The organism is Streptomyces sp. NPDC027672, assembly GCF_055566335.1.
Genome location: NZ_JBVHSO010000003.1, coordinates 578555 through 604249, shown reverse-complemented (window position 1 = coordinate 604249; position 25695 = coordinate 578555). Strand labels below are relative to the sequence as shown.

Sequence of the window (25695 nt, the reverse complement as noted above, 5' to 3'; positions counted from 1 at the left end):
ACGAGTATGTTCACCGCTGAATCACTGTCACCATGTCTTTCCGGCCAGTCTGTTGGCATATTCAGCGCGCCCGCTGGCCGGAATCCGGCGGCTCCGCGACGGCTCCGAGGGGCCCGGCCATGACCTCCGGGGTAATCGACGGGCCGCGACCGCGCCGGGCAGGGTGGACCCACCGGGTCGCCGCAGGCCGCGTCCGGTTCCTGACCAGTAACGATCCTTCGACGGAGGCTGATCTCCCATGTCCGCGACCACTCACCGTGACGTGACCACCGACCGTTACGCGACCGCCGTGGCCCGGTATTTCGACGCCTGGAACGCGACCGGCCCGCAGCAGCCGGCGCAGGCGGTGGCCGCCGCCTGGACCGAGGACGGCGGATACACCGACCCGCTCGCCGACGTACGCGGGCACGACGAGATCGCGGCCGTGATCGCCGCCGTCCACGAGCAGTTCCCCGGTTTCGTCTTCCGGCCCCTCGGAGCCGTGGACGGCCACCACCACACGGCACGCTTCTCCTGGGAGCTGGTGAGCGAGGCCGACGGGTCCGCGCCGGTGGCCGGCTCGGACGTGCTCACGCTGGACGCGGACGGCCGTATCCGCTCCGTGCTCGGCTTCCTCGACCGGGTGCCGGCCGGCGCGTGAGGAGCCCGCCGCACGCGTGAGCCCGGCCACCCTGGGCGGGCGGCCGGGCTCGTGCGGGGGCGGGCTCATGCGGGAGCGGGCGGGCTCGTGCGGGACCGGCGCCGGAGGGCCGGCGCCGGGGAGGTCACTGCTTGACGATGGCGTCGATCCGAGCCAGTTCCCCGGCGTCGAACTCCAGGTTGCGGATGGCCGCCACGCTGTCCTCGAGCTGGCGCGCGCTGCTCGCGCCGACCAGCGCCGACGTCACCCGGCCGGCCCGCAGCACCCAGGCCAGGGCGAGCTGGGCCAGGCTCTGGCCACGGGAGCCGGCCACCTCGTCGAGCGCGCGCAGCCGGGCGACCAGGTCCTCGGTGACCGCGTCCGAGTTCAGGAACGGGCTGTCGCTCGCGGCCCGGGAGTCCTCGGGGATGCCGTCGAGGTAGCGGCCCGTGAGCAGGCCCTGCTCCAGCGGGGAGTAGACGATGGAGCCGACCTGGAGTTCGTCCAGGGCGTCGAGCAGGCCCTCGTCCTCGGGGCGCCGGTCGAGCATCGAGTAGCGCGGCTGGTGGATGAGGAGCGGGGTGCCGAGGCCGGCGAGGATGCGGGCGGCCTCGCGGGTCTGCTCGGCGGAGTAGTTGGAGACGCCGACGTACAGCGCCTTGCCCTGCTGCACCGCCGAGTGCAGCGCGCCCATCGTCTCCTCCAGCGGAGTGTCCGGGTCGGGGCGGTGGGAGTAGAAGATGTCGACGTACTCCAGGCCCATCCGCGCCAGGCTCTGGTCGAGCGAGGACAGCAGGTACTTGCGCGAGCCCCACTCGCCGTACGGCCCGGACCACATCCGGTAGCCGGCCTTGGTGGAGATCACCAGCTCGTCGCGGTAGCGGGCGAAGTCCTCCTTGAGCGCCGCGCCGAACGCGGACTCGGCGGCGCCGGGCGGCGGGCCGTAGTTGTTCGCCAGGTCGAAGTGGGTCACGCCCAGGTCGAAGGCGCGGCGGAGGATGGCCCGCTGCGTCTCGACGGGACGGTCCGGGCCGAAGTTGTGCCACAGGCCGAGCGACAGGGCCGGCAGCTTCAGGCCGCTGCGTCCGGTGCGCCGGTAGGGCATGTCGGCGTAGCGGTCGGGGTGTGCGGTGTACAACGCGACTCCATGAGGGGTGGGCACGGATCTACCGGTTCCACTCTTCCCCCGGCGCCGGGCAGTGGTCCAACAGAAGAATCCGATGGAATTCAGCGGCTAGGGTTCTCAATCATGGAACTGCGCCATCTCCAGCACTTCGTGGCGGTCGCCGAGGACCAGCACTTCACCCGGGCCGCCGAACGCCTCATGGTGTCCCAGTCCGGCCTGTCGGCGTCCATCCGGGCGCTGGAGCGGGAGCTGCGGGCGCCGCTGTTCGTACGGACCACGCGCCGGGTGACGCTGACGGAGGCGGGCCGGGCGCTGCTTGCGGAGGCCGAGCGGATCCTCGCGCAGGTGCGGGCGGCGCACGAGGCCGTGGCGGCGGTGCAGGGGGTGCTGCGCGGCACGCTGGCCCTCGGCACCGAGCAGTGCATCGCCGGGGTGGACGTGGCCCGGCTGCTGGCGGCCTTCCGGGGCCGGCACCCGGACGTGGAGATCCGGCTGCGGCAGGCCGGCTCGGGCGAGCTGGCGGAGGAGGTCGCGGCCGGGCGGCTCGACCTGGCCTTCGCCTACCGCACCCAGGCCGACACCGACCAGTTGCGCTCGGTCTCCCTGGCCGGCGAGCCGATGACCGTGCTGTGCCATCCCAGCCACCGGCTCGCCTCGGCCCCGGCCGTGCTCGGCCCGGACGGCCTCGCCGGCGAGGTCTTCGTCGACTTCCACCCGGACTGGGGCCCGCGCCGCACCACCGACGCGGCGTTCACCGCGGCCGGCATCCGGCGCACGGTCGCCCTGGAGGTCAACGACGTGCACAGTCTGCTGGACCTGGTGGACGAGAACCTGGGCATCGCGGTCGTGCCCCGGCACTTCCGGCACAAACGGCCGTCGCTCACGGCGCTGCCGTTGAAGGGCACGGCCGAGACGGCGTACGAGACGGTGGCCCTGCTGCCGCCGGAGCGGGCCACGAGCCCGGCCGCCCGGGCACTGGTCACCCTGCTGGAAACGGGAACCTGACGCCTTGCGGGGCCGTCAGGACGCGCCCGGCACCGGATCGCCGGACAGCCGCTGCGGAAGCAGACCGCCGGCTGCCGGGTTACGGACGCGTGAGCGGCGGTGGTTTGCGATGGTGGACGTATGCATGCCAAGGACATCCTCATCGACGGCTACGGCCGCATCCAGGAAGAAGTCCACGCCGCCCTCGACGGGCTCGGCCCGGACGCCCTGCACCACCGCCCGGCCCCCGACGCCAACTCCGTCGCCTGGCTGGTCTGGCACCTCACCCGGGTCCAGGACGACCACATCGCCGACGCCTTCGACCTGGACCAGGTGTGGCTCGCGCAGGGCTGGGAGAAGCGGTTCGGGCTGGACCTGCCCCGGCACGACACGGGCTACGGGCACACCCCGGCCAAGGTCGCGAAGGTGCGGGTGGAGTCGGCCGGCCTGCTGACCGGGTACTACGACGCCGTGCACGAGCAGACCCTCGGCGCGCTGCGCACGCTCGCCGCCAAGGACCTGGAACGCGTCGTGGACGAGCGCTGGGACCCCCCGGTCACTCTGGGCGTGCGCCTGGTCAGCGTCCTGTCCGACGATCTCCAGCACGTCGGACAGGCCGCCTACCTCAGGGGACTGGTTCAGAGCGCGGCGGCGTAGCCCGGCAGGACGACGTCCTCGATGAGGGCCTTGCGCTCGTCGAACGGCAGGAACGCGCTCTTCAGGGCGTTCACCGTGACCGTGCGCAGATCCTCGACGGTCCAGCCGGCCTGCTCCACCAGCAGGGACATCTCGCGGGTCATCGTCGTACCGGACACCAGGCGGTTGTCCGTGTTCAGCGTGACCCGGAAGCCCAGGTCCTTCAGGGCGGTGATGGGGTGCTCGGCGATGGAGGTGGCGCAGCCGGTCTGGAGGTTGGACGTGGGACACATCTCCAGGGCGATGCGGCGGTCGCGCACCCAGGACGCGAGGCGGCCCAGCTTGCCGTCCACGATGTCCTCGGTGAGGCGCACGCCGTGGCCGATGCGCTGGGCGCCGCACACCTGGAGCGCCTGGTGGATGCTGGGCAGGCCGTGCGCCTCGCCGGCGTGGATGGTGAACGGCACGCTCTCGCCGCGCAGGTACGCGAAGGCGTCGAGGTGGTCGGCGGGCGGGAAGCCGTCCTCGGCGCCGGCGATGTCGAAGCCGACGACACCGGCGTCCCGGTAGGCGACGGCCAGACCGGCGGCCTCGCGCACCCGGTCGAACATGCGCATCCCGCACAGGAGGGTGCCGACCCGGACCGGGGTGCCGGCCGCCGCGGCCTTCGCCATGCCGGCGGCCAGGCCCTCCTGCACGGACTCGACGACCTCGTTCAGCGTGAGGCCGCCGGCGAGCATCAGCTCGGGGGCGTAGCGCACCTCCGCGTAGACGACGCCGTCGGCGGCGAGGTCGAGGACGTACTCCTCGGCGGTGCGCAGCAGGCCCTCGCGGGTCTGCATGACGGCGAGGGTGTGCTCGAAGGTGGCGATGTAGCGGACCAGGTCGCCCGAATCGGCGGCCTCGACGTACCAGGCGGCCAGTTGGGCCGGGTCGGTGGTGGGCAGCGTGTGGCCGGCCGCGTCGGCGAGTTCGACGACGGTGGCGGGGCGCAGGCCGCCGTCGAGGTGGTCGTGCAGGACGGCCTTGGGCAGCCGGCGGAGGGTCTCGGTGTCGATGCGGGGCGCGGTCATGGCAGGGGCTTTCCTCAGCGGTGGTTCCGGGCGGGTCAGGCGGCGGGCTGGAGCAGGTCCCAGCGGTTGCCGTACAGGTCCTGGAAGACGGCGACCGTGCCGTACGGCTCGTGGCGCGGCTGCTCCAGGAAGGTCACGCCGGCGGCGGTCATCCGGGCGTGGTCGCGGGCGAAGTCGTCGGTGTGCAGGAAGAAGCCGACGCGTCCGCCGGTCTGGTCGCCGATCCGGGCGCGCTGGCCGGCGTCCTTGGCGCGGGCCAGCAGCAGTCCGGTGCCGGGCCCGTCGCCGCCGGGCTCCACGACGACCCAGCGGGAGCCGTCGGGGCGCGGGGCGTCCTCGGCGAGGCGGAATCCGAGGGCCTCGGTGTAGAAGCGGATCGCCTCGTCGTAGTCGGGTACGACGAGGGTGACCAGGGCGACGCGACGCATGGCGGCCTTCCGGTGCGGGGGTGGTTAGCCGGTGAGGTTATACGTAAAACTACCGGGGCGCCAGTCCTGTTTCTACGCGCGTCACACGAGGGCGGAGCGGCGGTGCGCGCAGGGCCCGGCGGTATCGGTGGAGTGCGGGGACGGCCGTGTGGAGCGGGCCCGTCGGGGCGGGACCGTCAGGCCGTCTCCTCGCCCTGGGTGATCTCCACCCGGTGGTGGACGTCGGCCGTCGCCGTGGCCGAGGCCGCGCAGGACAGGACGGCACAGGCGGCGGGCAGCGCGCCGACGGCACGGCGGGCGCCCGGCGGCGGGCCCGGGGCGGCGAGCAGGGCCCGGACGCGCTGCGGGACCGGGCCGGTGGCCGCGCCGGGCGCGAAGCCGGGGCGGGCGGGCCGGGCGGTCCCGGCGGCCTGGGCGGCGAGCGCCGCGCGGGCGATGGCGCGGGCGGTCAGCGCGCGGTCGCCGACCGAGGCGGCGGCGGTCTCGTCGGCGGCGCGCTCGGCCGCGAGCCGGACGGCGGCGCGGACCCGGCGCAGCGCGGGATGGCAGTGCGCCGCGAGTCCGGCGGCGGCGAGGGCGTAGTCGTGGCCGCCCGCGCTGTGCGCCCGCTCATGGGCGAGCAGCGCCTCCCGCTCGGGACCGTCCAGGCTGCGCAGCATCGCCGTGGTGACGACGATCCGGTGCGGGCGGCCGGGCAGGGCGTAGGCGTCGGGCCGGGGCGAGACGATCACGCACAGGCCGCCGGCGGCGGGCCGGCGGCCGGCCTCGGCGCGGGCCGCGCGGAAGGCCCGGACCTCCGCCAGGGCCGCGCGGGCGAGGGTCCCTCCGCCGTGCAGGAGCAGGCCGGCCGAGACGGCGGCGGCCGGGACCGCGAAGCCGGCGGGGGCGGTGCGCAGCGGGTGGACCAGTTCGCCGAGCGCGGCGAAGAACGGCAGCTTCAACAGGCCGAGCAGGAGGAGCAGGCCGAGGGCCACCGCCGAGCAGCCGGCCAGGAGGACCGCGCAGCCGGCGACGGACCACAGCGCGGCGGCCGGGCCCGGCGCCCGCACGGCCGGACCCGGCCCGTTCACCCCCGGACCCGGCCCGTTCACCTCCGGACCCGGCCCGTTCGCCGCCGGACCCGGCCCGTTCGCGGCCGGGTCCGGGTGGCCGCGCTCGGCGGCTCAGCTCAGCGGCTTGGCCAGGACCGCCTTGCGGTGGCTGAACGTCTCGATGGAGTAGCGGCCGTGATAGCTGCCCATGCCGCTCTCCCCCACCCCGCCGAACGGCAGGTCGGAGACGGTCAGATGGGCGAGGGGCAGGCCGTGGCCGAGGGCGCCCGAGGAGGTCTCGGCGGCGATGCGCGCGCGGGTCTCCTCCGACTCGCTGAAGACGTACAGGGCGAGCGGCTTGTCGCGGTCGTTGATGAACCCGATCGCCTCGTCCAGGCCGGGCACGGTGACGATGGGCAGGATCGGGCCGAAGATCTCCTCCCGCATGACCGGCGACCCGGGGTCGACGTCCGCGAGGACCGTCGGCGCGAGATAGCGGTCCGCCCGGTTCCCGACGCCGCCGACGGCGACCCGCCCGGAGTCGAGCAGGCCCGACAGCCGGTCGAAGTGCCGTTCGTTGACGATCCGGCCGTACTCGGGCGAGCGCGCCGGGTCGGCGCCGAACAGGCCCTCGACCGCGCGGACGAGCGCCGCCTCCAGGGCCGGGGCGGTCTGCGGGTCGGTCAGGACGTAGTCGGGGGCGACGCAGGTCTGGCCGGCGTTGAGGAACTTCCCGCGGGCGAGCCGGTCCGCGACCACGTCGAGATCGGTGCCGCGGTCCACGAACACCGGTGACTTGCCGCCGAGTTCGAGGGTGACCGGGGTGAGGTGCTCGGCGGCGGCCCGCATGACGACACGGCCGACGGTGCCGTTGCCGGTGTAGAAGATGTGGTCGAACCGCTCGGCCAGCAGGGCCGTGGTCTCCGGGACCCCGCCCTCGACGACGGCGACCGCGTCCGTGTCCAGGTAGGCCGGGAGCAGCCGGGCCAGCGCGGCGGAGGTGGCCGGGGCCAGCTCGCTGGGCTTGGCGACGACCGTGTTGCCGGAGGCCAGCGCGCCGACCAGGGGGGCGAGCAGGAGCTGCGCCGGGTAGTTCCAGGGCGCGATGACGAGGACGACGCCCAGCGGTTCGTACTGCGTCCAGGCCGTGGCGTCCGCGCCCAGGTGTGCCGGGACGGGCGCGGGTTCGGGGCGCAGCCAGTCCGCCAGGTGCTCCAGGGTGTGGTCGATCTCCCGGACGGTGAAGTCGATCTCGGTGCGATAGGCCTCGGTGCTGCTCTTGCCGAGGTCGGCGCGGAGGGCGGCGGCGAGGTCGGCGCCGCTCTCCGTGAGCAGGGCGCGCAGCCGGCGCAGCTGGCCGGTGCGCCAGTCGGCGGACCGGGTGCGGCCGGTGCGGAAGGTGGCGCGCAGCCGGGCCACGACGTCGGCGGGCCGCTCGGGCAGGGGGTGGTTCACGGTGCCTCGCTGGGGGTGCGCGGGCCTGGGCGGCCCGCGGTGCGGTGGTCGGTCAGATGCATATGCCAACCTTTCATGTCCTCAAGTTCATTCCGGACAGCCGGCCGGGTGACGAGCGTCACCTCGCGGCGCGGGCCGGACGCGCGGGAACGGTCCGGGCGGGACCGGGAACCGGACGCGGGGAAGAATCGTCCGCATGGATCCCACCTCGCATCCGCTCGTCGTCCGCGCCCGCCGGCTCGCCACCGAACTGCTCCTGCCCGAGGCCGAGCGGGTGGACCGGGAGGGGGTGCCCGCGAGCCATATCGAGGCGGTGAAGCGGTCGGGACTGCTCGGGGTCGTCGCGCCGGCGGACCACGGGGGCGCGGGGGCACCGGTCGCCGTGCTGCGGGAGACCGCGGAGATCCTGGCCGGGGCGTGCTGTGCGACGTGGTTCGTGCAGACCCAGCACCACACGCCGGTGCAGACCCTGGCGCGTGGCGAAGGCCCGGTGCGGGACCGGCTGCTGGGCCCGCTATCCCGGGGCGAGCTGCTGGCCGGGGTGGCGTACGCGCAGCTACGGGCGTATCCGCGCCGCCCGGTGCGGGTCCGGCGGCAGGACGGCGGCTGGCGGTTCGACGGGACCGTGCCCTGGTACACCGGCTGGGGTCTGAACGACGTGCTGCTGCTGGCCGGGGCCACCGACTCCGGCGAGGTGCTGTTCGCCTTCGCCGACGCCCGTGAGCAGCCGGGACTGCGGGCCTCACCGCCGATGCGGCTGGCCGCCCTGACCGCCGCGCGCACGGTGTCGCTGGAGCTGGACGGCCTGTGGCTGCCCGAGGAGGCGGTGGCGCTGCACCTGCCGTACGACCGCTGGGCCGCCGGCGACCGGGTCAGGACGCTGCACGCCAACCCGGCGGTGTTCGGCGTGGCCCAGGCCGCACTGTCCCTCCTGGACGACACCAGCGCCGCCCCGCTGCGCTCCCGCCTGGCCGAGGTCCGCCGCCGGGCCTACGACCTGGCCGACCGGCCGGTGCCGCAGGCGCGGGCCGGTGCCGGACCGGCGCTGCCGCAGGCGTGGGTGCAGGAGAGGCTGGCGGTGCGCGCGGAGGCGTTCGAGGTGCTGCGCACGGCCACCACGGCGGCGGTGGTGGCCGGCGGCGGCCGTGCGATGTCCTTGGCCTCCCGCGCCCAGCGGCTCGCGCGGGAAGCGCTGTTCCTGCTGGTGCAGGGGCAGACGGCCGAGTCGCGCGAGGCACAGCTTCGGGCCCTGGGCGCCGGGCCGGCGGACGCCGGGGAACAGGACGGCTGAGGAGCGGCCCGCGCCCGGGGAGGGCCGGCCGTGACCGCGCCCCGTTCGGGTGGGAGGGAACCCCGTGCGGCCGGCCCGCCGGCGCGTGGTGTTCAGCTCACGAACGGCGTCGCGGCGGACGGGCGGGCCGCCGTCGTGCCGGGGTGCGCCCACAGGCCCTGCGCGGCGAGCCGGGGCAGGACGCCCTCGCCGAACCAGTAGGCCTCCTCCAGGTGGGGATAGCCGGAGAGGACGAACTCGTCGATGCCGAGGGCGTGGTACTCCTTGATCCGCTCGGCGACCTCGTCGTGGCTGCCGACCAGCGTCGTCCCGGCGCCTCCGCGTACGAGTCCGATGCCGGCCCACAGGTTGGGGTGGATCTCCAGGCCGTCCCGGCTGCCGCCGTGCAGTTCCAGCATGCGCCGCTGGCCCTCGGACTCGCTGCGGGCCAGGCCCTCCTGCACGGTGCGTACGGTGTGCGGGTCGAAGCCGGCGAGCAGCCGGTCCGCCTCCGCCCAGGCCTGCTCCGCGGTGTCCCGGGTGATGACGTGCAGCCGGATGCCGAAGCGGGGTATACGGCCGTGGCCTTCGGCCAGTTCCCTGACCCGGGCGATCTTCTCGGCGACCTGCGCGGGCGGCTCGCCCCAGGTGAGGTACACGTCGGCGTACCGGGCCGCGACCGCGACGGCGGCCGGTGAGGACCCGCCGAAGTACACCTCGGGCACCGGCTCGGGCGGCCGGGTGAGCCGCGCCCCCTCCACCCGCAGGTGCTCGCCGTGCAGGTCGACGCTCTTGCCCTCCCACAAGTCCCGGACGATGTGCAGGAATTCACCGGTACGGCGGTACCTGTCGTCCTTGTCGAGGAAGTCACCGTAGGCCCGCTGTTCCTGGCTCTCGCCGCCGGTGACGACGTTGAGCAGCAGCCGTCCGCCGCTCTGCCGCTGGAACGTGGCCGCCATCTGCGCGGCGAGGGTCGGCGAGAGGAAGCCCGGCCGGAAGGCGACCAGGAACTTCAGCCGTTCGGTGTGCCGGCTGACCATGGCGGTGGTCAGCCACGCGTCCTCGCACCAGGCACCGGTCGGGGTGAGCGCACCGACGAAGCCCAGGTCCTCGGCGGCCCGGGCGATCTGGCTCAGGTAGCCGACCGTCGGGGGCCGGTCGCGGCCGGAGGCGGTCACCGGGGTGCCGTGGCCGCCGCCGACGACATCGCGGCTGTCGCCGTTGGTGGGCAGGAACCAGTGGAAGGTGAGGGACACGGGGTCTCCGATCGCTTGCGTCCGTGGGGGGAGGAGAAGGCGGGGGCCGGGGCCGCCGCCCGGTCAGCTCGCCGCCGCCAGCAGCGGGGTGCGGTCCAGGGCCGCGGCGAACTGGTCCACCACCTGCGCCAGCGCCTCCGCGGTGGCGGGCGCGACGGTCAGCGAGCCGTCCTCCCGCACGGAGATGTCCTTGTCGAGGGTGAACCAGCCCTGGACTATGTGTGCGGCACCCATGGAGTTCAGCACCGGCCGCAGGGCGTAGTCGATGGCGAGGACATGTGCGGTGGAGCCGCCCGTGGCCAGCGGCAGCACGGTCTTGCCGGTGAGCGCGTACTGCGGGAGCAGGTCCAGGAGCGCCTTGAGGACCCCGGAGTACGACGCCTTGTAGACGGGCGTGCCGACCACGACGCCGTCGGCGCGGGCGAACAGCTCGGTGACCTCGACGATGGCCGGGTGCCGGAAGTCCGCGCCGAGCAGGGCCTCGGGCGGGAGGGCGCGGACGTCGAGCGGGATCACGTCGTGGCCCTGGGCGATGAGCCGCTGGTCCAGGTGGCGCAGCAGACGGCCGGTGCGCGAGGAGGCGGAGGGGCTGCCGGAGACGGACAGGACGGTGGCCATGGGTGCCTCGTTTCTGGGGTGCGCCGGACGGCCGTGGCGGGGCGGGCGTCCGGGAGGAAACGCGATCGGGAGGAGTGCGCCGCCGAGCCGGGCTCGCGGACGCGGGACTCCTGCCGCGCGACCGCTCGACGGGACGTCGGGCACACGGCGCCCGGTACGCGGACGTACGGGGAGCGCGGGGTGCCGGAGGCCCGGAGGGGAAGGGAAGGAGAGGAGGAGAAGGGCGGCGGATCAGACCGCGGCGCGACAGACGGCGCTGGAGACGCGTGCGAGATCGACATGGCGTCGCCGCGTGAGGTCCAGTCGCATCGTCATGTCGTTGATCGTGGCAGCAGCCGGTGAGAGGCGTCAAGGAAATCCCGGCGGGTCTCGTATCGCGGACCGGCGCGCTGCCGGGGGCCGTGACCGCGAGCCCGCTGAACCTCCGCACGTCAGGGGCGTGTTCGGCGGCGGTGCGGGCGGACCGTCCGGCCGCCGCGGCCCGGGGCGGGGCCGCCGGGCGGCCGTCGGGTCCGGCCGTCCTCCGCCCGCGCGTCGGCCACCACGAGGAACGCGTCCGGCTCCGGACCTCTCACCGAGGAACGCGTCCGGCTCCGGGTCCCTCACCGAGGAACGCGTCCGGCTCCAGACCCCTCACCGAGGAACACGTCCGGCTCCGGGTCCCTCACCGAGGAACGCGTCCGGCTCCAGGTCCCTCACCACGGCCACCGGACCCGTCCGCACCACTCTTCCGCCACGGCCGGGCCCCCCTTGGTACGCCCGTTCCGGTGACGACCCCGTCCGCTCGCCCGCCCCGGCGGGAAGTGTCCCCAGGGGACCGGCGACACGGAGGAGCTGCGAGCGATGCGGCAGGACGACTCGGCGGACGGGTTCCGCTGCCTGGTGACCGGGGCCACGGGCTACATCGGCGGCCGGCTCGTGCCCGAGCTGCTGGCCGCCGGCCACCGGGTGCGCTGTCTGGCCCGCTCCCCGGAGAAGCTGCGCGACCATCCGTGGGCGGACGCGGTGGAGGTGGTGCGGGGCGATGTCACGGACGCCGGTTCGGTCGCCGCGGCGATGCGGGACGTCGACGTGGCGTACTACCTGGTGCACGCGCTCGGCAGCGGCGCGGACTTCGAGGAGACCGACCGCCGGGCCGCCCGGATCTTCGGGGAACGGGCGAAGGCGGCCGGGGTGCGGCGCATCGTGTACCTCGGCGGTCTGGCGCCGGCCGGGGTGCCCGAGGACCGGTTGTCGCCGCATCTGAGGTCCCGGGTGGAGGTCGGCCGCATCCTGCTGGCCTCGGGCGTGCCGACGGCCGCGCTGCGCGCCGCGGTGATCATCGGCTCGGGCTCGGTCTCCTTCGAGATGCTGCGCTACCTCACCGAACGGCTGCCGGTGATGGTGACACCGAGCTGGGTGCGCACCCGGATCCAGCCCATCGCCGTACGGGACGTGCTGCGGCTGCTGGTCGGCTGCGCGGGGCTGCCGGAGGCGGTGCACCGGACCTTCGACATCGGCGGCCCGGACATCCTGACGTACCGGGAGATGATGGTCCGCTACGCGCGGGTGGCGGGGCTGCCCAGGCGGCTCATCGTGTCCGTGCCGGTCCTCACGCCGGGCCTGTCGAGCCACTGGGTGGGTCTCGTCACGCCCGTGCCGGCGCCCATCGCGCGGCCCCTGACCGAGTCGCTGCGCCACGAGGTGGTCTGCCACGAGCACGACATCGCCCGGTACGTGCCCGATCCGCCGGGGCATCCGCTCGGCTTCGACGAGGCGGTGCGGCTGGCCCTGCGCCGGGTGCGCGAGGCACGGGTGAGCACCCGCTGGTCCTCCGCGGCGGTGCCGGGCGCGCCCAGCGACCCGCTGCCCACCGACCCGGACTGGTCCGGCGGAAGCCTGTACACCGATCACCGCGAGGCGGTGGTGCAGGCGCCGGTGTCCGCGCTGTGGCGGGTGATCGAGGGCGTGGGCGGCGAGCACGGCTGGTACTCCTTCCCGCTGGCCTGGAGCGCGCGCGGCTGGCTGGACCGGCTGGTGGGCGGGGTCGGTCTGCGCCGGGGCCGGCGGGACGCGGAACGGCTGCGTGCGGGCGACTCGCTGGACTTCTGGCGGGTGGAGGAGATCGAGCGGGGCCGGCTGCTGCGGCTGCGGGCGGAGATGCGGCTGCCGGGGCTCGCCTGGCTGGAGATGTGCGCGGAACCGTACGGCGAGGGGCGGAGCCGTTATCGCCAGCGCGCCCTGTTCCATCCGCGCGGGCTGCTGGGCCACCTCTACTGGTGGGGTGTGTCGCCCTTCCACGCGGTCGTCTTCGGCGGGATGGCCCGCAACATCGCCCGGGCGGCGGCCCGGCAGTATCCCGGGCCCGCCCGCTGACCCTCCTCCCCCGCCGCACACCGGGCATCCGCAGACCCGAGGGTCCGTCAACTCCTTTCGCAGACCGACCTGGAAGCATCCCCGTCCCTCCCTTTCCCCCGGAGACCCGCCATGTCCGTCCCGGTCGTCCTGTTCACCGCCGACCTGCGCCTGCACGACCATCCGCCGCTGCGGGCGGCGCTGGACGGCGGCGGCCCGGTCGTCCCGCTGTTCGTGCGCGACCGGGGCGTGGCCGACGCGGGGTTCGCGGTGCCCAACCGGCTCGCGTTCCTCGCCGACTGCCTGCGGGACCTGGACGGCGGGCTGCGCGAACGGGGCGGGCGGCTGGTCGTGCGCTCCGGTGACGTCGTCGAGCAGGTCTGCGCGGTGGCCGCGGAGGCGGACGCCGACGAGGTGCACATGGCGGCCGACGTCAGCGCCTACGCCGGGCGGCGCGAACGGCGGCTGCGGCACGCGCTGGAGGCCGCCGGGCGGCGGCTGCGCGTGCACGAGACGGTGACCTCGGCGGTGGCGCCCGGCGCGCTGACCCCGGCCTCCTCGGACCACTTCGCGGTCTTCACGCCGTACTACCGCCGATGGTCGGGGCAGCCGCTGCGGGAGGTGCTGCGCGCGCCGCGCGCGGTTCCGGTGCCCGCCGGCATCGGGTCGGAGGACCTGCCGTCCCGGGTGGCGCCCGCCGAACTCTCGCCGGGGCTGCCCGAGGGCGGTGAGACCGCCGGGCGGGCGCGGCTCGCCGACTGGCTGCGCTCGGGTGTCGCCGGGTACGAGGACCGGCACGACGACCTGGCCGGGGACGCCACCTCCCGGCTCTCGCCGCACCTGCACTTCGGCACGGTGTCCGCCGTCGAGCTGGTCCGGCGGACGCGCCGGGCGGGCGGTCCGGGCGCGGAGGCGTTCGTCCGGCAGGTCGCCTGGCGGGACTTCCACCGCCAGGTGCTCGCGGCGCGGCCGGACGCGGCCGTCGCCGACTACCGCACCCGGCACGACCGGTGGCGGTCCGCGCGGACGGCCCGGGCGGACGTCGAGGCCTGGCGGGAGGGCCGTACCGGCTATCCGGTAGTCGACGCGGCGATGCGCCAGCTGCGCCACGAAGGATGGATGCACAACCGGGCCCGGCTGCTGACGGCGTCCTTCCTGGCCAAGACGCTGTATGTCGACTGGCGCGTCGGGGCCCGGCACTTCCTGGACCTGCTGGTCGACGGGGACGTGGCCAACAACCAGCTGAACTGGCAGTGGGTCGCGGGCACCGGCACGGACTCCCGCCCGAACCGGGTGCTGAACCCGGTGGCCCAGGGCCGGCGGTACGACCCGGACGGCGCGTACGTACGGCGCTGGGTGCCCGAGCTGGCGGGTGTGCCGGGCCCGGCGGTGCACGAACCGTGGAAGCTGCGGGGCGCGGACCGGGAGCGGGTGGCCGCCTACCCGGAGCCGGTCGTCGGTCTCGCCGAAGGGCTGGCCCGGTTCCGGCAGGCCCGGCTTCCCCGCTGAGCACGCTCCAGACCTACACATAAGGAATAAATAAGAGCAAACTGGACTCTGTGGCGCTTGCCGCGCAACGGACCGGCCGCGGTCCGGTCGGCGAAGTCGAAGGAGACGACTATGGCCAACTTGCACAGGGGTGACCTATCGAGCCACCCCGATGTCTCCGAAATGCGGGATCGCTACGCCCGTGTCCTCGGCGGCCGCGATGTGGCGCTCGTGGACGGGCCGGTGTTCCTGCTCGGCGTGTACTGCGCCGCGTCCCCGTGGATCCTGCACTACACGGCGAGCCAGCCCGCCCTCGTCACCCACAACCTGATCGTGGGCATAGCGATCGGTCTGCTGGCCCTCGGATTCACCCGGGCGCCGGAGCGCATGTACGGCCTGAGCTGGGCCATGTGCGCCCTGGGCGTCTGGATGATCATCGCTCCGTGGATCGTGGGCCGCCGCCCGGACATGGGCGTCGTCATCAACAACGTCGTGATCGGAGCCCTGGCCCTCGTCCTCGGACTGATCTGCGCCGGCACGGCGGCGAAGACCGCCTCCCGGCCACTGGACCCCCGGCCGTAGCGGAACCCGGGCGAGAGCCGGGAAGAGCCGCAGGAGCGTCGTAGAACTTCGTGGAAGCCGAAGTCGTGGAAGAGGAACGGCGGGGCCGGTCCGCCCGGGCGGACCGGCCCCGCACCTGTCCGTGATTCCCCCGCGCTCGTCGCTCTAGTTCAGCTCCAGGGCGTCACGCCGGGCGTCCGTGTCCTCGCCGGTCTCCTTCGGGCCGAACGGCCAGGTCCGCTCCCGGCGCGCCCAGAGCAGGAAGGCCACGCAGCCCAGGGCCAGCCAGGCCAGGGACCACTCGACGGGACGGCGGCCCGGGGCGTTGCGGTCGGCGCAGGCGTAGATCACGCACCAGCCGGCGAAGGCGACGGCGCCCGGCAGCGGGTAGAGCCACATCCGGTACGGGCGGGGCAGGTCGGGCCGGCGCGTGCGCAGGACCGTCAGCGCGACGATCTGGGCCAGCGCCTGCACGATCACCATGACCGTGGTGAGCAGTTGGATCAGGGTGACCAGATCGGTGTGGCGGCCGACCAGGAAACCCACGGCGGTGATCACTCCCATGGTGGCGAGGCCGAGCACCGGGAAGCGGTGCCTCGGGTGCAGAGTCGCGTACGGGCGGAAGAAGACCCGGTCGCGGGCGGCGTCGTAGGGCACCCGGGAGCCGCCGAGCAGGCCGGTGAAGACGGAGGCGAACGCGGTGACCAGGATGAGCACGGTCACCGTGCCGGCGGCGCCCCTGCCCCAGGTGTCCTCCAGGACCGCTGAGGCCACCGAGGTGGAGGCGATGTCGTGCGGGTCGGTCATCCGGTGCCAGTCGACCACGCCGAGCGTGCCGATCTGGAGCAGCAGGTAGATCACCATGATGCCGAGGACCGACAGGACGATGGAGCGCGGGAGCGTACGGCCGGGGTCGCGGATCTCGGCGCCCATATAGGCGGTCGTGTTGTAGCCGAGGTAGTCGTAGACACCGATGGTCAGGCCCGCGGCGAAGCCCGGCCAGACGTGTCCGCCGGCCAGGTCGAAGGCGCCCGCCGGGTAACTGAACGCCAGGTGCGGGCTGAAGTCGGTGGCCGCGGCGGCGATCACCAGCAGCACGGAGGCGATCATCACGGTCCACAGCACGGCGGTGATCCGGGCGATGTGCTCGATGCCGCGCCACAGCAGGAGCACGACCAGGGCGATCACCCCGAGCCCGGTCAGGTCGCCGGCGGTCCGGCCCAGGCCGGGCGCGAGATAGCCGAGGTACTGGACGAAGCCGACGACGCCCGTGGACATGATCAGCGGGATGAAGAGCATCGCCGTCCACACGAACAGGAACGGCATCAGCCGGCCGGTGCGGTATCGGAAGGCCTGGCGCAGATAGACGTACGTGCCGCCGGAGCCGGGCAGGGCGGCGCCCAGCTCGGCCCAGACCAGCCCGTCACACAGGGCCAGGACCGCCCCCGCGGCGAACCCGACGACCGCCTGCGGGCCGCCGAACGCGGCGACCATCAGCGGGATCGTCACGAACGGGCCGATGCCGCACATCTGGCTCATGTTGATCGCGGTCGCCTGGAACAGACCGACGCGGCGGACGAGACCACCCGTGGGTGGCGGACTACCGGACATGGGGCCTCCTGACGCGGGTGGCGCGGACGCCCGGCGCCGGCCGCGAGGCTCGTTGACACGGCCCCGGGGGCGACCTAGCGTGACCGCGATTAGTAAAGTTTCCTAACTTTACGGGCTGGAGACCGCCTTGTTCCCTCGCCCCGCCCACCGGCTCCCCTCGGCCGTCGCACTCCTCGCCCTGGTCTGCTCCCTCGCCACCGGCGCCTGGACCGCCCCCGGGAAACCGGGCGGGCAGCACCGGACGGCACCGGTCACCCGCGTCCCCGGGACCGCGGGCAGCGCCACCCCGCTGTCCGGCTACGCCGTGCAGTCCACGGCGAAGGTGCGCGACGCGGCGGCGGAGGTGTCCTCGCCCGGCTACCCGGCGCGGGACTGGTACCCGGCGGGCCCCCGCTCCACGGTGCTGGCCGCGCTGCTGGCGAACGGTGTGTACGCCGACCCCTTCCGCTCCACCGCCCAGCGCGGGATCCCGCGGGCCGACTTCCAGGTGCCGTGGTGGTACCGCTCGGACTTCACCGTCGCGGACACCGCGCGGCGCACCTCCCTGGACTTCAGCGGAGTCATGTCGGCGGCCGACGTCTACGTCAACGGGCGCCTGGCGGCACCGGCTTCGCGGGTCGCCGGCGCCTACACCCGCCACGAGCTGGACATCACCGCGCTGGTGCGGCCGGGCGCCAACACGGTCGCCTTCCTGGTCCGGCCCAACGACCCGGACAAGGACCTGACCATGGGCTGGCTCGACTGGCTCCAGCCGCCGCCGGACCGGAACATGGGCCTGGTCCGGGACGTCCTGGTCCGCCGGGGCGGCCCGGTCGCGCTGCGCGACGCGCACGTGGTGACCGAGCTGGCCGTGCCGTCGCTCGCCAGCGCCGGCCTGACGGTCAGGGCCCGGGTCCGCAACGACACGGGCGGCGCGGTCACGGCGCGGGTCGGCGGCCGGGCCGCCGGGACGCCGTTCTCCCGGGCGGTGCCGCTCGCCGCCCACGAGACGAAGACCGTCACCTTCTCCCCCGCCGACGTGCCCGCTCTGCGCCTGAGCGCGCCGAGGGTGTGGTGGCCGGCCGGGATGGGCGGGCAGCCGCTGTACGGCCTCGATCTCACCGCCACCGTGGCCGGCACGGTGTCGGACACCGTGCACGACACCTTCGGCATCCGGGACGTGCGGGCCCCGCTGAACGCCGACGGCGCCCGGCAGTACTGGATCAACGGCCGGAAGCTGCTGGTCAAGGGCGGCGGCTGGTCGCCGGACGAGTTCCTGCGCTGGGACCGCCGCTATGCCGAGGACCGGCTGAAGTACGCCGTGGACCTGGGTCTGAACACCCTGCGACTGGAAGGCCATCTGGAGCCCGACGAGTTCTTCGCCCTCGCCGACCGCCACGGCGTGCTCGTCCTGCCGGGCTGGGAGTGCTGCGACAAGTGGGAGGGCGAGGTCAACCCGACCGGTTCCGGGCAGAAGTGGAGCGCCGCCGACCACGCGGTGGCCCGGGCCTCGATGGCCGCCGAGGCCGCCCGCCTGCGCGGTCATCCGAGCGTGCTGTCCTTCCTGATCGGCAGCGACTCCGCGCCCGACGCCACGATCGAGAAGGGCTACCTGGACGCCCTGGAGGCGGCCGACTGGCCCGTTCCCGTGGTGCCCGCCGCGTCCGGGGCGTCCGCGCCGCGGCTCGGCGCCTCGGGCATGAAGATGACCGGCCCCTACGACTGGGTGCCGCCCGGCTACTGGTACGCCAAACGCGAGGGCGGGGCCACCGGCTTCAACTCCGAGACCAGCGCGGGCCCGAGCATCCCGACCCTCGACACGCTGCGCCGGATGATGACGCCCGCCGAACTGGACACCCTGTGGAAGGACCCGGACGCCCGGCAGTACCACCGCTCGCCGTCCGCCACCTTCGGCACGCTCGCGATCTACGACAAGGCGCTCGCCGGCCGCTACGGCGCCCCGACCGGCCTCACCGACTACGTGCGCAAGGCCCAGCTCGCCCAGTACGAGAACGTCCGCGCCCAGTTCGAGGCGTACCAGCGCAACGCGGCCGACGCCGAACGGCCCGCCACCGGGGTCGTCCACTGGATGTTCAACAGCGGCTGGACCTCACTGCACTGGCAGTTGACCGATCGATACCTGGATCAGAACGGCGCCTACTTCGGCGCCAAGAAGGCCAACGAGCCGCTGCACGCGCAGTACTCCTACGACGACCGCTCGGTCGTGGTGGTGAACAACCGGCCCGGTGCCGCGCGGGGCCTGACCGTGCGGGCCACGCTCTTCGACCCCGACGGCACACGGAGGTACGACGAGACCGCCGCCGGGGTGACGGTGGACGGCGGCGGCGCGCACACCACGCCGCTCGTCCTGCCGTCCGCGGTGGGCGGGCCGGCGCGCACGCACCTGCTCCGCCTGATGCTGACCGACCCGGACGGCACGGAGGTGAGCCGGAACGTGTACTGGCTCTCCACCGAGGCCGACAAGCTGGACTGGGGCCGCACCACCTGGTACTACACGCCCACGACCGGCTACGCCGACTTCCGGGCGCTCGCCTCGATGGACCGGGTCCCGGTGGCGGCGACGGCGCGCACCCGCACGGCGGACGGCCGGTCGACCACGACGGTGACGCTGCGCCGCGCCGGGAGCGGCACGGCACCCGCGCTGCTGACGGACGTGCGCGTCGTGGACGCGAAGGGCAGGCCGGTGCTGCCGGTGCGCTGGTCGGACAACATGGTGAGCCTGTGGCCGGGCGAGTCGGTGACGCTGACCGCCACCTACCGCACGGCCGGTCTGCGCGGCTCGGCGCCGGGCGTGCGGGTCTCCGGCTGGAACACGCCGGAGCGGACGGTGCCGGCCGCGTGACACCGGCGGGGGCGGGACCCGGCGGCCCGCCCCCGCCGTACCGGCTCAGCTCACGTCGAGCGCGGTGTCGTCCACGACGAACGACGTCTGGTACTTGGAGCCCTCGGTGCCGGTGAACTTCAGCGTGACGGTCTGCCCGGCGTAGCCGCCGAGGTCGAAGGAGCGCTGGGTGTAGCCGGTGGCGGCGTTCAGGTTGGAGTAGGTCGCCAGGGTGGCGAGGACCGTGCCGGAACCGTTGAGGACCTGGACCTTGAGGGTGTCGTAGGCCGTGGCGGTGGTGGTCTCGGCGGTGTCCACGTGCAGTTGGAAGCCGAACCGGGCGGAGCAGCCGGACGGGATGGTCACCGACTGGGCGAGCGTGTCGGTGGTGGCGGTGCCGTTGCCGTCGAGCCAGGCGTAGGAGGAGCCCGTACGGGGCGTCCGGGCGGTGGAGTCGGTGATGACACCGCTCGTGGCGGTCCAGGCGGTGGTGCCGGACTCGAAGCCGCTGTTGCCGAGGAGCTGGGCGGCGGTGCAGGTGGCCGGGCCGCCGCCGCTGCCGCCGCCGCTCGCGCCGGACAGCCACTCGGTGGCGTTGAGCGCGAGGGCCGCGTTGGTGGCCCCGGTGTCGTGCCAGCCGTCGTAGAGGGTGTTGCCGGACTGGCCGGTGCCGTCGTCGGCCGGGGAGCTGTCGCCCCAGAAGGCCACCCGGCCGCTGCCGAAGGTGCTGGTGGCGAAGAAGGCGCCGGTGGTGCCGGAGTAACCGGTGCGGTAGAGCAGGCCCTTGACGGCGGGGTTGTCGGCGGGCTTGAGGGTGGCCGTCGTGCCGCTGGCGATCAGGCTCTTGGTGACGGTGCCGAAGGAGCCGTGCAGGACCGGGTCGGTGCTGTCGCCGATCGCGGCCGGGTGGTCGGAGGAGATGCTCAGCGAGTCGACGGAGAAGCCGAACGGGTCGGTGGAGTCGACGCTGTTGTTCGTCATCAGGTCGTTGAAGATCTCGACCGCGTCGTAGCCGTCGTTGTTGCGGTCGGCTCCGGTGTGGTCGGAGATCATGAACAGTCCGCCGCCGTTCTTGACGAAGTTCATGATCGCCGTCTTTTCGGCGCTGGTGAACGGCGTGTTCGGTTCGGGCAGGACCAGCGTGTCGAACCGGGTGAGGTCGGTCGCGGAGGTGCCGCCGTAGCCGAGGGCGGAGCCGGCCGGGAGCGTCTTCAGGCTGTAGCCGCCGGTCTTCTGGAGCGCGACGCCCCAGGAGGACAGGGCGCCGGTCCAGTCCGTCTCGGCGGCCGGCGTGGCGTTCTGGCCGAGCGGGTCGGGCTGGCTGGTGGAGATGATCCAGTCGGCGTTGCCGGCGGTCTCGGCGTGGGCGTTGTCGAACAGGACGCGGTGCGTGACCGCCGCGTGGGCGGGCGTGCCGGTGCCGGTCTGGACGGCGACCGTGCCGAACAGCAGCGCCGAACCGGCCAGGACGGCGGTGCGGCCACGGCGGGATCTGCTGGATGTGAGCATCCGTCGAACCTCCCTGTGGGGCGGGGCAAGAGGCGGGGCGGCGCCAAGTCTGCGCGCGTAGAACCTGCTTGAGGTGTCTTCCACACGTCGCTTGGTTGAAAGGTACATGGCATGGCGGGCCGGTGGACAGAGGCTTCCCGGGGCAGCCGCGTGGCCGCGCCGCCAGCGGGCACATGCGACAGCAGCAAGGTACGCGAGCGAGAACGCCGAAGAGGGAAGACCATGGAGATTTCGGGCATTGTCAGCGCGATCCTGATCGGCATCGTCATCGGTGTGCTGGGCCGGCTGGTCGTCCCCGGACGGCAGCACATCGGTGTCCTGTGGACCATCGCCGTCGGCATCGTGGCCGCGCTGGTGGGTTCGGCGATCGCCGCCGGACTCGGGGTCGCCGACACCGACGGGCCCGACTGGATCGAGTGGCTGATCCAGATAGCGCTGGCGGCCGCGGGCGTGGCCGCGCTGGACCGGGTCCGGGCCCGGCGCTGAGTCAGTTCCCGTAGAGGTACGGCGTGGTGGTGCTGAGCGCCTGGAAGCCCAGGCGGGCCAGGATCGGGCGGCTCTGGGCGGAGGCGTCGACCTGGAGGTGGCGGTAGCCGAGGGCGGCGGCGACACGGGCCCGGTGGGCGACCAGCGCGCGGTACACGCCCCGGCCCCGCCAGGCCGCGACGGTCCCGCCGCCCCACAGCCCCGCGAACGGGGTGCCGGGCACCGGCTCCAGCCGGGCGGCGGCCACGGGTTCGCCGTCGGCCAGCGCCACCACGGCGACCACCGCGCCGGGATCGGCCGCCAGGCTCGCCAGCAGCAGGCGCCGCAGCCGGCCGCCGTCGGCGCCGAACACCTCGTCGTGGACGTCCGCCACCAGCCCGACCCCGGCCGGGTCGGTGACCTGGGCGAAACGGATGCCGGCCGGGGCGCCGGGGCCGTGCGCGAGACCGGCCGCCTCGCCGGTCATCAGGGTCTCCGCGGGCTCGGCCCGGAACCCGGCGGCGAGCAGCCGGTCACCGAGGTCCGCCGGCTCGTCGTGGGCGTACAGCTTCCACTCGAAACCCCGGCCGAGGCCGGTGAAGCGGGTGATCTGGTCCTGTATCGCCCGGTCCGCGCCCGCCGCGTCCAGCCCGGACCAGAGCACTCCGTTCCAGCCCGGGGCGTCCGCGACCTGCCGCACCACCCCGCCGGTCCGCTCGATCCGGGCCCCGGGCCCGTCGGGCCGGGCATCGCGGCGTATCAGCCGGTCGTAGCGGGCGAGCAAGGCGGCAGGGTCCATGACGCCACTCCAGCACGGGCGGCCGGGCCCGGACAACGGGATTTCGCCCCCGCGCCGGCCGGACGCGGACAGCGGGTCCCGGGGGCCGAATCAGCCGGCGTCCGGCCGTATCCGGCGGGCGTGTCCGCCACTGTCCGGCCGTATCCGGCGGCGGGTGTGCCACGGTCCGGCCCTGCCCGGCGGGCGAGCCCGCCGCTGCCCCGCCGTACCCGGCAGGTGCGTCAGCCGTTGTCCGGCCGTACCGCCGCCAGGTAGGCGGTGAGCCGGTCGCGGTTGCGGGCCAGGCAGTCGATGCGGGCCTGGATGCGGTCGACGTGCTCCTGGAGCCGGGCGACCGTCTCCGCCGGCACGGTGTCCGGGGACGGCACGAGATGGCCCGGCCCGCACAGGTACGGCAGGATCGCGCGGATCATCTCGGTGGTGAGCCCCGAGTCCAGCAGGCCCCGCAACTGGCGCACCCGCGCGACCGCGGACTCCGGATAGCTGCGGTAGCCGTTGCCGGTGCGCTCCGGGTCGAGCAGGCGCTGCTCCTCGTAGTAGCGCAGCAGCCGGGTGGGGACGCCGGTGCGCCGGGACAGTTCGCCGATCCGCATGCGGCCTCCCGGGCCCGTGCTTGACCTTCCCACTGATGTGAGCGTTCGACCATGCTCGCATGACCCAGTCCTCCCAGGTCAAGGGCGGTCGTCTGCCGTGGTCGGGGCTGCTCGCCCTGTCCTGCGCCGCGTTCACCGCCGTACTGACCGAACTCCTCCCGGCGGGCCTGCTGCCCGTCATGGCGGCCCCGCTGCGGGTGTCCGAGTCCCGGATCGGCTTCCTCGTCACCGCGTACGCCGCCGCCTCCTTCGTGGCCGCCGTCCCGGTCACCGCGGCGCTGCGCGGGCTGCCCCGGCAGCCGGTGCTGTGCGGCGCGCTGCTGGGCTTCGCCGTCAGCGATGCGCTGGTCGCGCTGTCGTCGTCGTATCCGCTCACCGTCGCGGCCCGGCTGCTCGCCGGGGTGATGGGCGGCACGCTGTGGGCGATGCTCGCCGGTTACGCGGCCCGCATGGTGCCCGCGGAGCGGCGCGGCCGGGCCATCGCGGTGGTCCTCGCCGGGATCACCGTGGCCCTGGCCTGCGGGGTGCCCGCCGGTACCGCGCTGGCCGGGGCGCTGGGCTGGCGGGCCGCGTTCGCCGCCCTGGCCCTGCTCGCCGTGCTGCTCGTGGGCTGGATACGGCTGCGGGTGCCCGGCTTCCCGGGCGAGCCGGCCCACGCGCGGGTGCCGCTGTCGCGGGTCGCGGTCCGCCCCGGCATCCGCCCGGTGCTGTCGGTCACGCTGTGCCTGCTGCTGGGCCACCAGGTGATGTACACCTACGTCGTCCCGTTCGCCGCGCGGGCCGGGTACGGCCGTACCGGCGTGCTGCTCGCGGTGTTCGGGACCGCGACGGTGGCGGGCATCTGGCTCACCGGGGTGCTGGTCGACCGGTGCCCGCGGCCCGCGCTGCTCGGGGCGCTCGCGCTGATCGCGGCCGTGCTGGCGGTCCTGGGTCTGGCGGCCCGGACGCCCGGGGTGCTGACCGGCGCGGTCGCGCTGTGGGGCGTGGCGTTCGGCGGGGCGCCGACGCTGGTCCAGACGGCGCTGGTCGACGCGGCGGGGCCCGCCGACGCCGATGTGGCGACCGCGTTGCAGACCACGGTGTACAACGCGGGCATCGCCGCCGGTTCGCTCACCGGCGGCCTGGCGCTGGACGCGCTGGGCGCCGGGGCGCTGCCGTGGACCGCGCTGCCGCCGGTGCTGCTGGCGCTGGCGACGGTCGCGCTGGCCCGCCGGCACGCCTTCCCGGCCGGGCGGAGCGCCGCCGCCTCCCGGGGCGGGTCGCTGGCCGAGCCGGGCGCGGTGGGCGTAACCTGCCCGGCCGGAGATCATGACGTGCGGAGGAGTGCCGATGGTGCGCGACGGTGAACTGCGGTATCTGCGCCGCTGTGTGGAGCTGGCCGAGGAGGCGCTGGACGCCGGTGACGAGCCGTTCGGGTCGGTGCTCGTGGCCGGGGACGGCACCGTGCTGGCGGAGGACCGCAACCGGGTGGCGGGCGGGGACCACACCCGGCACCCCGAGTTCGAACTGGCCCGCTGGTCGGCGGCGCACCTGACACCCGGGCAGCGGGCGGCGGCGACCGTCTACACGTCCGGCGAGCACTGCCCGATGTGCGCGGCGGCGCACGCCTGGGTGGGGCTCGGCCGGATCGTGTACATCGTCTCCTCCGAGCAACTGTCCGCCCTGCTCGGTGAGTTGGGCGTGCCGGCGCCGCCCGTGCGCACCCTGCCGGTGCGGGACATCGCGCCCGGGGTGACGGTGGAGGGGCCGGTGCCCGCCCTGGTAGAGGAGGTACGGGACCTGCACCGCCGCCGCCACGCGGCCCGGCTGGGCTAGGAGTCAGCCGAGTTCGAGCGTGGTGACGCCGAAGATCCGCTCCCGGGCGTGGGCGCGGACCGGGCCGGTGTACATGCGCGCGGTCTCGAACGAGGGCCGCAGTCCCGCCTCTTCGGCGAGGGCGAGGCCGGCCGCGTTGGGCTCGGGCACGTCGATGGCGACCTCGCTCCCGGCCGCGCCGGCGGTGAGGGCGGCGAACAGGGCCCGGGCGTCGGCGGCGGTGTCCGCGAAGAGCGGGCCGATGCGCAGGCTGTCGTGGCCGGGCCGGATCACGCCGTAGCCGGTCAGCCGCCCGCCGTCCTCGCGGACGAGGGCGCGGTGGCCGGGGGCGGTGAGCCACGCGGCGAGGAACCGGGGGCGGTCGGCGGGGTGGCAGGCGCTGTCGTACGCGGTGAGCGCGGCCAGGTCGGCGGGCCCGGCCGGGCGGACGCCGGCGGGCTGCCGGACCTCGGCGGCCGGGCCGGTGAACCGGAGGGTGCGGTAGGCGGGCCGGAAGCCGGACTGCCGGTAGTTGTCCTGCTGGGCGACGACTCCGTCCAGGCCGACGGTCCGGCCGCCCGCGTGCGCCAGGGCGGTCTTCCAGGTGGTGAGGCCGTGTCCCTGACCGCGCAGGCCGGGGCGGACCAGATAGCAGCCGAGGAAGGCGTAGTCGGGACCGTGGTTCACCACGGAGACGGCGGAGACCGGCTCCCCGTCGATCCGGCCGAGGAAGAACCCGTCGGGATCCTGGGCGAAGAACGCCGGCCCGTCGGACAGCCCCGGATTCCAGCCCTCCGCCGCCGCCCACCCGCTGATCACCGGCCAGTCGGCGAGGGTGGCCTGCGTGACGACGAGGTCGTGGTGGGCCGCAGAGGTCATCGGTGCGCTCCGTTTTCCGTCGGGGTCGGCTGTCGTGCGGCCCGGCTGTCGGCCGGTCCGCCCGCAGCATCCTCGCGGATCGCCGGAGGCCGCGCCACGGGCGGACCGGCCGACGCACACCCGGTGCCCGCCGGGCACGGCACGGGCCGCCGTCCGGCCGGGGTGACGCGTGCTTGCCGGCCGGGGTGACGCGCGCCTGCCGTCGAGGGGGCGCGTGCCTGCCGTCAGGGGTGCCGCGCGCCTGCGGTCCGGGGTGCGGGCACCGGCACGGAGGGTGCGCAGGATACGGCGGCTGGTGCCGGGCCGCCCGTCCGGAGGCGGCCCTTCCGGTGGCCGTCTATGGTG

Annotated in this window: 24 protein-coding genes; 11 read left to right on the top strand and 13 right to left on the bottom strand. The window is 74.6% G+C overall.

Annotated features, from left to right (window positions below; all coding sequences use genetic code 11):
• Positions 1-238: 238 nt before the first annotated feature.
• The gene (locus ACZ4SV_RS10720) at positions 239-640 is read left to right on the top strand and encodes a nuclear transport factor 2 family protein (protein ID WP_468003219.1); all 402 of its coding nucleotides are present in this window, start codon (positions 239-241) and stop codon (positions 638-640) included.
• 124 nt (positions 641-764) lie between these two features.
• On the opposite strand, the gene mgrA is transcribed toward ACZ4SV_RS10720, so the two are convergent.
• A complete protein-coding gene (mgrA, locus tag ACZ4SV_RS10715) occupies positions 765-1757 on the bottom strand; it encodes an L-glyceraldehyde 3-phosphate reductase (RefSeq protein ID WP_365877148.1) in 993 nt (330 codons plus the stop codon).
• 111 nt (positions 1758-1868) lie between these two features.
• Between mgrA and ACZ4SV_RS10710 the strand changes: the two genes are divergently transcribed.
• Positions 1869-2750 carry a LysR family transcriptional regulator gene (locus tag ACZ4SV_RS10710; RefSeq protein WP_365877146.1) on the top strand — a complete coding sequence of 294 codons (882 nt, stop codon included), beginning with the start codon at positions 1869-1871 and terminating at the stop codon, positions 2748-2750.
• Between the two features lie 120 nt (positions 2751-2870).
• On the top strand, positions 2871-3386 hold the full coding sequence (locus tag ACZ4SV_RS10705) for a mycothiol transferase (RefSeq protein WP_365877144.1): 516 nt from the start codon (positions 2871-2873) through the stop codon (positions 3384-3386).
• Here ACZ4SV_RS10705 and ACZ4SV_RS10700 read toward each other — a convergent pair.
• The 4 genes from ACZ4SV_RS10700 to ACZ4SV_RS10685 form a co-directional block, all read right to left on the bottom strand.
• Positions 3368-4438, bottom strand: coding sequence for an adenosine deaminase (locus ACZ4SV_RS10700; RefSeq protein ID WP_468003216.1), 1071 nt, complete (start codon positions 4436-4438; stop codon positions 3368-3370). The genes ACZ4SV_RS10705 and ACZ4SV_RS10700 overlap by 19 nt on opposite strands.
• 35 nt (positions 4439-4473) lie before the next feature.
• The gene (locus ACZ4SV_RS10695) at positions 4474-4866 is read right to left on the bottom strand and encodes a VOC family protein (protein WP_397937536.1); all 393 of its coding nucleotides are present in this window, start codon (positions 4864-4866) and stop codon (positions 4474-4476) included.
• A 176-nt stretch (positions 4867-5042) separates the two neighbouring features.
• Positions 5043-5936, bottom strand: coding sequence for a M48 family metalloprotease (locus ACZ4SV_RS10690; RefSeq protein WP_468003213.1), 894 nt, complete (start codon positions 5934-5936; stop codon positions 5043-5045).
• A gap of 93 nt (positions 5937-6029) precedes the next feature.
• Positions 6030-7352, bottom strand: a complete 1323-nt coding sequence (locus ACZ4SV_RS10685; protein ID WP_468003211.1) for an aldehyde dehydrogenase family protein — start codon at positions 7350-7352, stop codon at positions 6030-6032.
• 196 nt (positions 7353-7548) lie between these two features.
• Between ACZ4SV_RS10685 and ACZ4SV_RS10680 the strand changes: the two genes are divergently transcribed.
• Positions 7549-8643 carry an acyl-CoA dehydrogenase family protein gene (locus ACZ4SV_RS10680; RefSeq protein ID WP_468003209.1) on the top strand — a complete coding sequence of 365 codons (1095 nt, stop codon included), beginning with the start codon at positions 7549-7551 and terminating at the stop codon, positions 8641-8643.
• A 92-nt stretch (positions 8644-8735) separates the two neighbouring features.
• Here ACZ4SV_RS10680 and ACZ4SV_RS10675 read toward each other — a convergent pair whose 3' ends face one another.
• The 3 genes from ACZ4SV_RS10675 to ACZ4SV_RS10665 all read right to left on the bottom strand — a co-directional run bounded on the left by ACZ4SV_RS10675 (position 8736) and on the right by ACZ4SV_RS10665 (position 10805).
• The gene (locus ACZ4SV_RS10675) at positions 8736-9878 is read right to left on the bottom strand and encodes an LLM class flavin-dependent oxidoreductase (RefSeq protein ID WP_468003207.1); all 1143 of its coding nucleotides are present in this window, start codon (positions 9876-9878) and stop codon (positions 8736-8738) included.
• 63 nt (positions 9879-9941) lie between these two features.
• Positions 9942-10496: an NADPH-dependent FMN reductase gene (gene ssuE / locus ACZ4SV_RS10670; protein ID WP_365882425.1), complete on the bottom strand. Its 555-nt coding sequence runs from the start codon at positions 10494-10496 to the stop codon at positions 9942-9944.
• Positions 10497-10727: 231 nt separating this feature from the next.
• Complete coding sequence (locus ACZ4SV_RS10665) at positions 10728-10805, bottom strand: putative leader peptide (RefSeq protein WP_365882433.1); 78 nt, start codon at positions 10803-10805, stop codon at positions 10728-10730.
• 534 nt (positions 10806-11339) lie between these two features.
• Between ACZ4SV_RS10665 and ACZ4SV_RS10660 the strand changes: the two genes are divergently transcribed.
• From ACZ4SV_RS10660 to ACZ4SV_RS10650, 3 genes are all read left to right on the top strand, one after another.
• The gene (locus ACZ4SV_RS10660; RefSeq protein WP_468003204.1) at positions 11340-12851 is read left to right on the top strand and encodes an SDR family oxidoreductase; all 1512 of its coding nucleotides are present in this window, start codon (positions 11340-11342) and stop codon (positions 12849-12851) included.
• 111 nt (positions 12852-12962) lie between these two features.
• Positions 12963-14339 carry a cryptochrome/photolyase family protein gene (locus ACZ4SV_RS10655; RefSeq protein ID WP_468003202.1) on the top strand — a complete coding sequence of 459 codons (1377 nt, stop codon included), beginning with the start codon at positions 12963-12965 and terminating at the stop codon, positions 14337-14339.
• Between the two features lie 111 nt (positions 14340-14450).
• Positions 14451-14900 carry an SPW repeat protein gene (locus ACZ4SV_RS10650; RefSeq protein WP_468003200.1) on the top strand — a complete coding sequence of 150 codons (450 nt, stop codon included), beginning with the start codon at positions 14451-14453 and terminating at the stop codon, positions 14898-14900.
• A gap of 144 nt (positions 14901-15044) precedes the next feature.
• On the opposite strand, the gene ACZ4SV_RS10645 is transcribed toward ACZ4SV_RS10650, so the two are convergent.
• Positions 15045-16490: an APC family permease gene (locus ACZ4SV_RS10645; protein WP_468003198.1), complete on the bottom strand. Its 1446-nt coding sequence runs from the start codon at positions 16488-16490 to the stop codon at positions 15045-15047.
• Between the two features lie 127 nt (positions 16491-16617).
• Between ACZ4SV_RS10645 and ACZ4SV_RS10640 the strand changes: the two genes are divergently transcribed.
• On the top strand, positions 16618-19332 hold the full coding sequence (locus ACZ4SV_RS10640) for a glycoside hydrolase family 2 protein (RefSeq protein WP_468003196.1): 2715 nt from the start codon (positions 16618-16620) through the stop codon (positions 19330-19332).
• A gap of 45 nt (positions 19333-19377) precedes the next feature.
• Here the strand turns inward: ACZ4SV_RS10640 and ACZ4SV_RS10635 are convergent, their stop codons facing one another.
• Complete coding sequence (locus ACZ4SV_RS10635; RefSeq protein ID WP_468003194.1) at positions 19378-20820, bottom strand: hydrolase; 1443 nt, start codon at positions 20818-20820, stop codon at positions 19378-19380.
• Positions 20821-21042: 222 nt separating this feature from the next.
• Here ACZ4SV_RS10635 and ACZ4SV_RS10630 point away from each other — a divergent pair, with 222 nt between their 5' ends.
• Positions 21043-21306: a GlsB/YeaQ/YmgE family stress response membrane protein gene (locus ACZ4SV_RS10630; protein WP_365883245.1), complete on the top strand. Its 264-nt coding sequence runs from the start codon at positions 21043-21045 to the stop codon at positions 21304-21306.
• A gap of 1 nt (position 21307) precedes the next feature.
• Here the strand turns inward: ACZ4SV_RS10630 and ACZ4SV_RS10625 are convergent, their stop codons facing one another.
• Both ACZ4SV_RS10625 and ACZ4SV_RS10620 read right to left on the bottom strand, forming a co-directional pair.
• Positions 21308-22084: a GNAT family N-acetyltransferase gene (locus ACZ4SV_RS10625; protein WP_468003191.1), complete on the bottom strand. Its 777-nt coding sequence runs from the start codon at positions 22082-22084 to the stop codon at positions 21308-21310.
• Positions 22085-22305: 221 nt separating this feature from the next.
• A complete protein-coding gene (locus ACZ4SV_RS10620) occupies positions 22306-22677 on the bottom strand; it encodes a MerR family transcriptional regulator (protein WP_468003189.1) in 372 nt (123 codons plus the stop codon).
• A 59-nt stretch (positions 22678-22736) separates the two neighbouring features.
• On the opposite strand from ACZ4SV_RS10620, the gene ACZ4SV_RS10615 reads away from it, so the two are divergent.
• Both ACZ4SV_RS10615 and ACZ4SV_RS10610 read left to right on the top strand, forming a co-directional pair.
• Positions 22737-24023, top strand: coding sequence for an MFS transporter (locus ACZ4SV_RS10615; RefSeq protein WP_468003187.1), 1287 nt, complete (start codon positions 22737-22739; stop codon positions 24021-24023).
• Positions 24007-24492: a nucleoside deaminase gene (locus ACZ4SV_RS10610; RefSeq protein ID WP_468003185.1), complete on the top strand. Its 486-nt coding sequence runs from the start codon at positions 24007-24009 to the stop codon at positions 24490-24492. Before ACZ4SV_RS10615 ends, ACZ4SV_RS10610 begins: the two co-directional genes overlap by 17 nt.
• Before the next feature lie 3 nt (positions 24493-24495).
• Here ACZ4SV_RS10610 and ACZ4SV_RS10605 read toward each other — a convergent pair whose 3' ends face one another.
• Positions 24496-25350 carry a GNAT family N-acetyltransferase gene (locus tag ACZ4SV_RS10605; protein ID WP_468003183.1) on the bottom strand — a complete coding sequence of 285 codons (855 nt, stop codon included), beginning with the start codon at positions 25348-25350 and terminating at the stop codon, positions 24496-24498.
• Positions 25351-25695: the final 345 nt, after the last annotated feature.

Bases quoted from the DNA above. Each gene is read 5' to 3' on its own strand.
- ACZ4SV_RS10710 (WP_365877146.1), top strand. From the start codon at position 1,869: ATGGAACTGCGCCATCTCCAGCACTTCGTGGCGGTCGCCGAGGACCAG.
- ACZ4SV_RS10605 (WP_468003183.1), bottom strand. From the start codon at position 25,350: ATGACCTCTGCGGCCCACCACGACCTCGTCGTCACGCAGGCCACCCTC.
- ACZ4SV_RS10680 (WP_468003209.1), top strand. From the start codon at position 7,549: ATGGATCCCACCTCGCATCCGCTCGTCGTCCGCGCCCGCCGGCTCGCC.
- ACZ4SV_RS10635 (WP_468003194.1), bottom strand. From the start codon at position 20,820: ATGCTCACATCCAGCAGATCCCGCCGTGGCCGCACCGCCGTCCTGGCC.
- ACZ4SV_RS10620 (WP_468003189.1), bottom strand. From the start codon at position 22,677: ATGCGGATCGGCGAACTGTCCCGGCGCACCGGCGTCCCCACCCGGCTG.
- ACZ4SV_RS10625 (WP_468003191.1), bottom strand. From the start codon at position 22,084: ATGGACCCTGCCGCCTTGCTCGCCCGCTACGACCGGCTGATACGCCGC.
- ACZ4SV_RS10665 (WP_365882433.1), bottom strand. From the start codon at position 10,805: ATGCGACTGGACCTCACGCGGCGACGCCATGTCGATCTCGCACGCGTC.
- ACZ4SV_RS10645 (WP_468003198.1), bottom strand. From the start codon at position 16,490: ATGTCCGGTAGTCCGCCACCCACGGGTGGTCTCGTCCGCCGCGTCGGT.
- ACZ4SV_RS10700 (WP_468003216.1), bottom strand. From the start codon at position 4,438: ATGACCGCGCCCCGCATCGACACCGAGACCCTCCGCCGGCTGCCCAAG.
- ACZ4SV_RS10650 (WP_468003200.1), top strand. From the start codon at position 14,451: ATGGCCAACTTGCACAGGGGTGACCTATCGAGCCACCCCGATGTCTCC.
- ACZ4SV_RS10660 (WP_468003204.1), top strand. From the start codon at position 11,340: ATGCGGCAGGACGACTCGGCGGACGGGTTCCGCTGCCTGGTGACCGGG.
- ACZ4SV_RS10695 (WP_397937536.1), bottom strand. From the start codon at position 4,866: ATGCGTCGCGTCGCCCTGGTCACCCTCGTCGTACCCGACTACGACGAG.
- ACZ4SV_RS10705 (WP_365877144.1), top strand. From the start codon at position 2,871: ATGCATGCCAAGGACATCCTCATCGACGGCTACGGCCGCATCCAGGAA.
- ACZ4SV_RS10615 (WP_468003187.1), top strand. From the start codon at position 22,737: ATGACCCAGTCCTCCCAGGTCAAGGGCGGTCGTCTGCCGTGGTCGGGG.
- ssuE (WP_365882425.1), bottom strand. From the start codon at position 10,496: ATGGCCACCGTCCTGTCCGTCTCCGGCAGCCCCTCCGCCTCCTCGCGC.
- ACZ4SV_RS10720 (WP_468003219.1), top strand. From the start codon at position 239: ATGTCCGCGACCACTCACCGTGACGTGACCACCGACCGTTACGCGACC.
- ACZ4SV_RS10610 (WP_468003185.1), top strand. From the start codon at position 24,007: ATGGTGCGCGACGGTGAACTGCGGTATCTGCGCCGCTGTGTGGAGCTG.
- ACZ4SV_RS10655 (WP_468003202.1), top strand. From the start codon at position 12,963: ATGTCCGTCCCGGTCGTCCTGTTCACCGCCGACCTGCGCCTGCACGAC.
- ACZ4SV_RS10630 (WP_365883245.1), top strand. From the start codon at position 21,043: ATGGAGATTTCGGGCATTGTCAGCGCGATCCTGATCGGCATCGTCATC.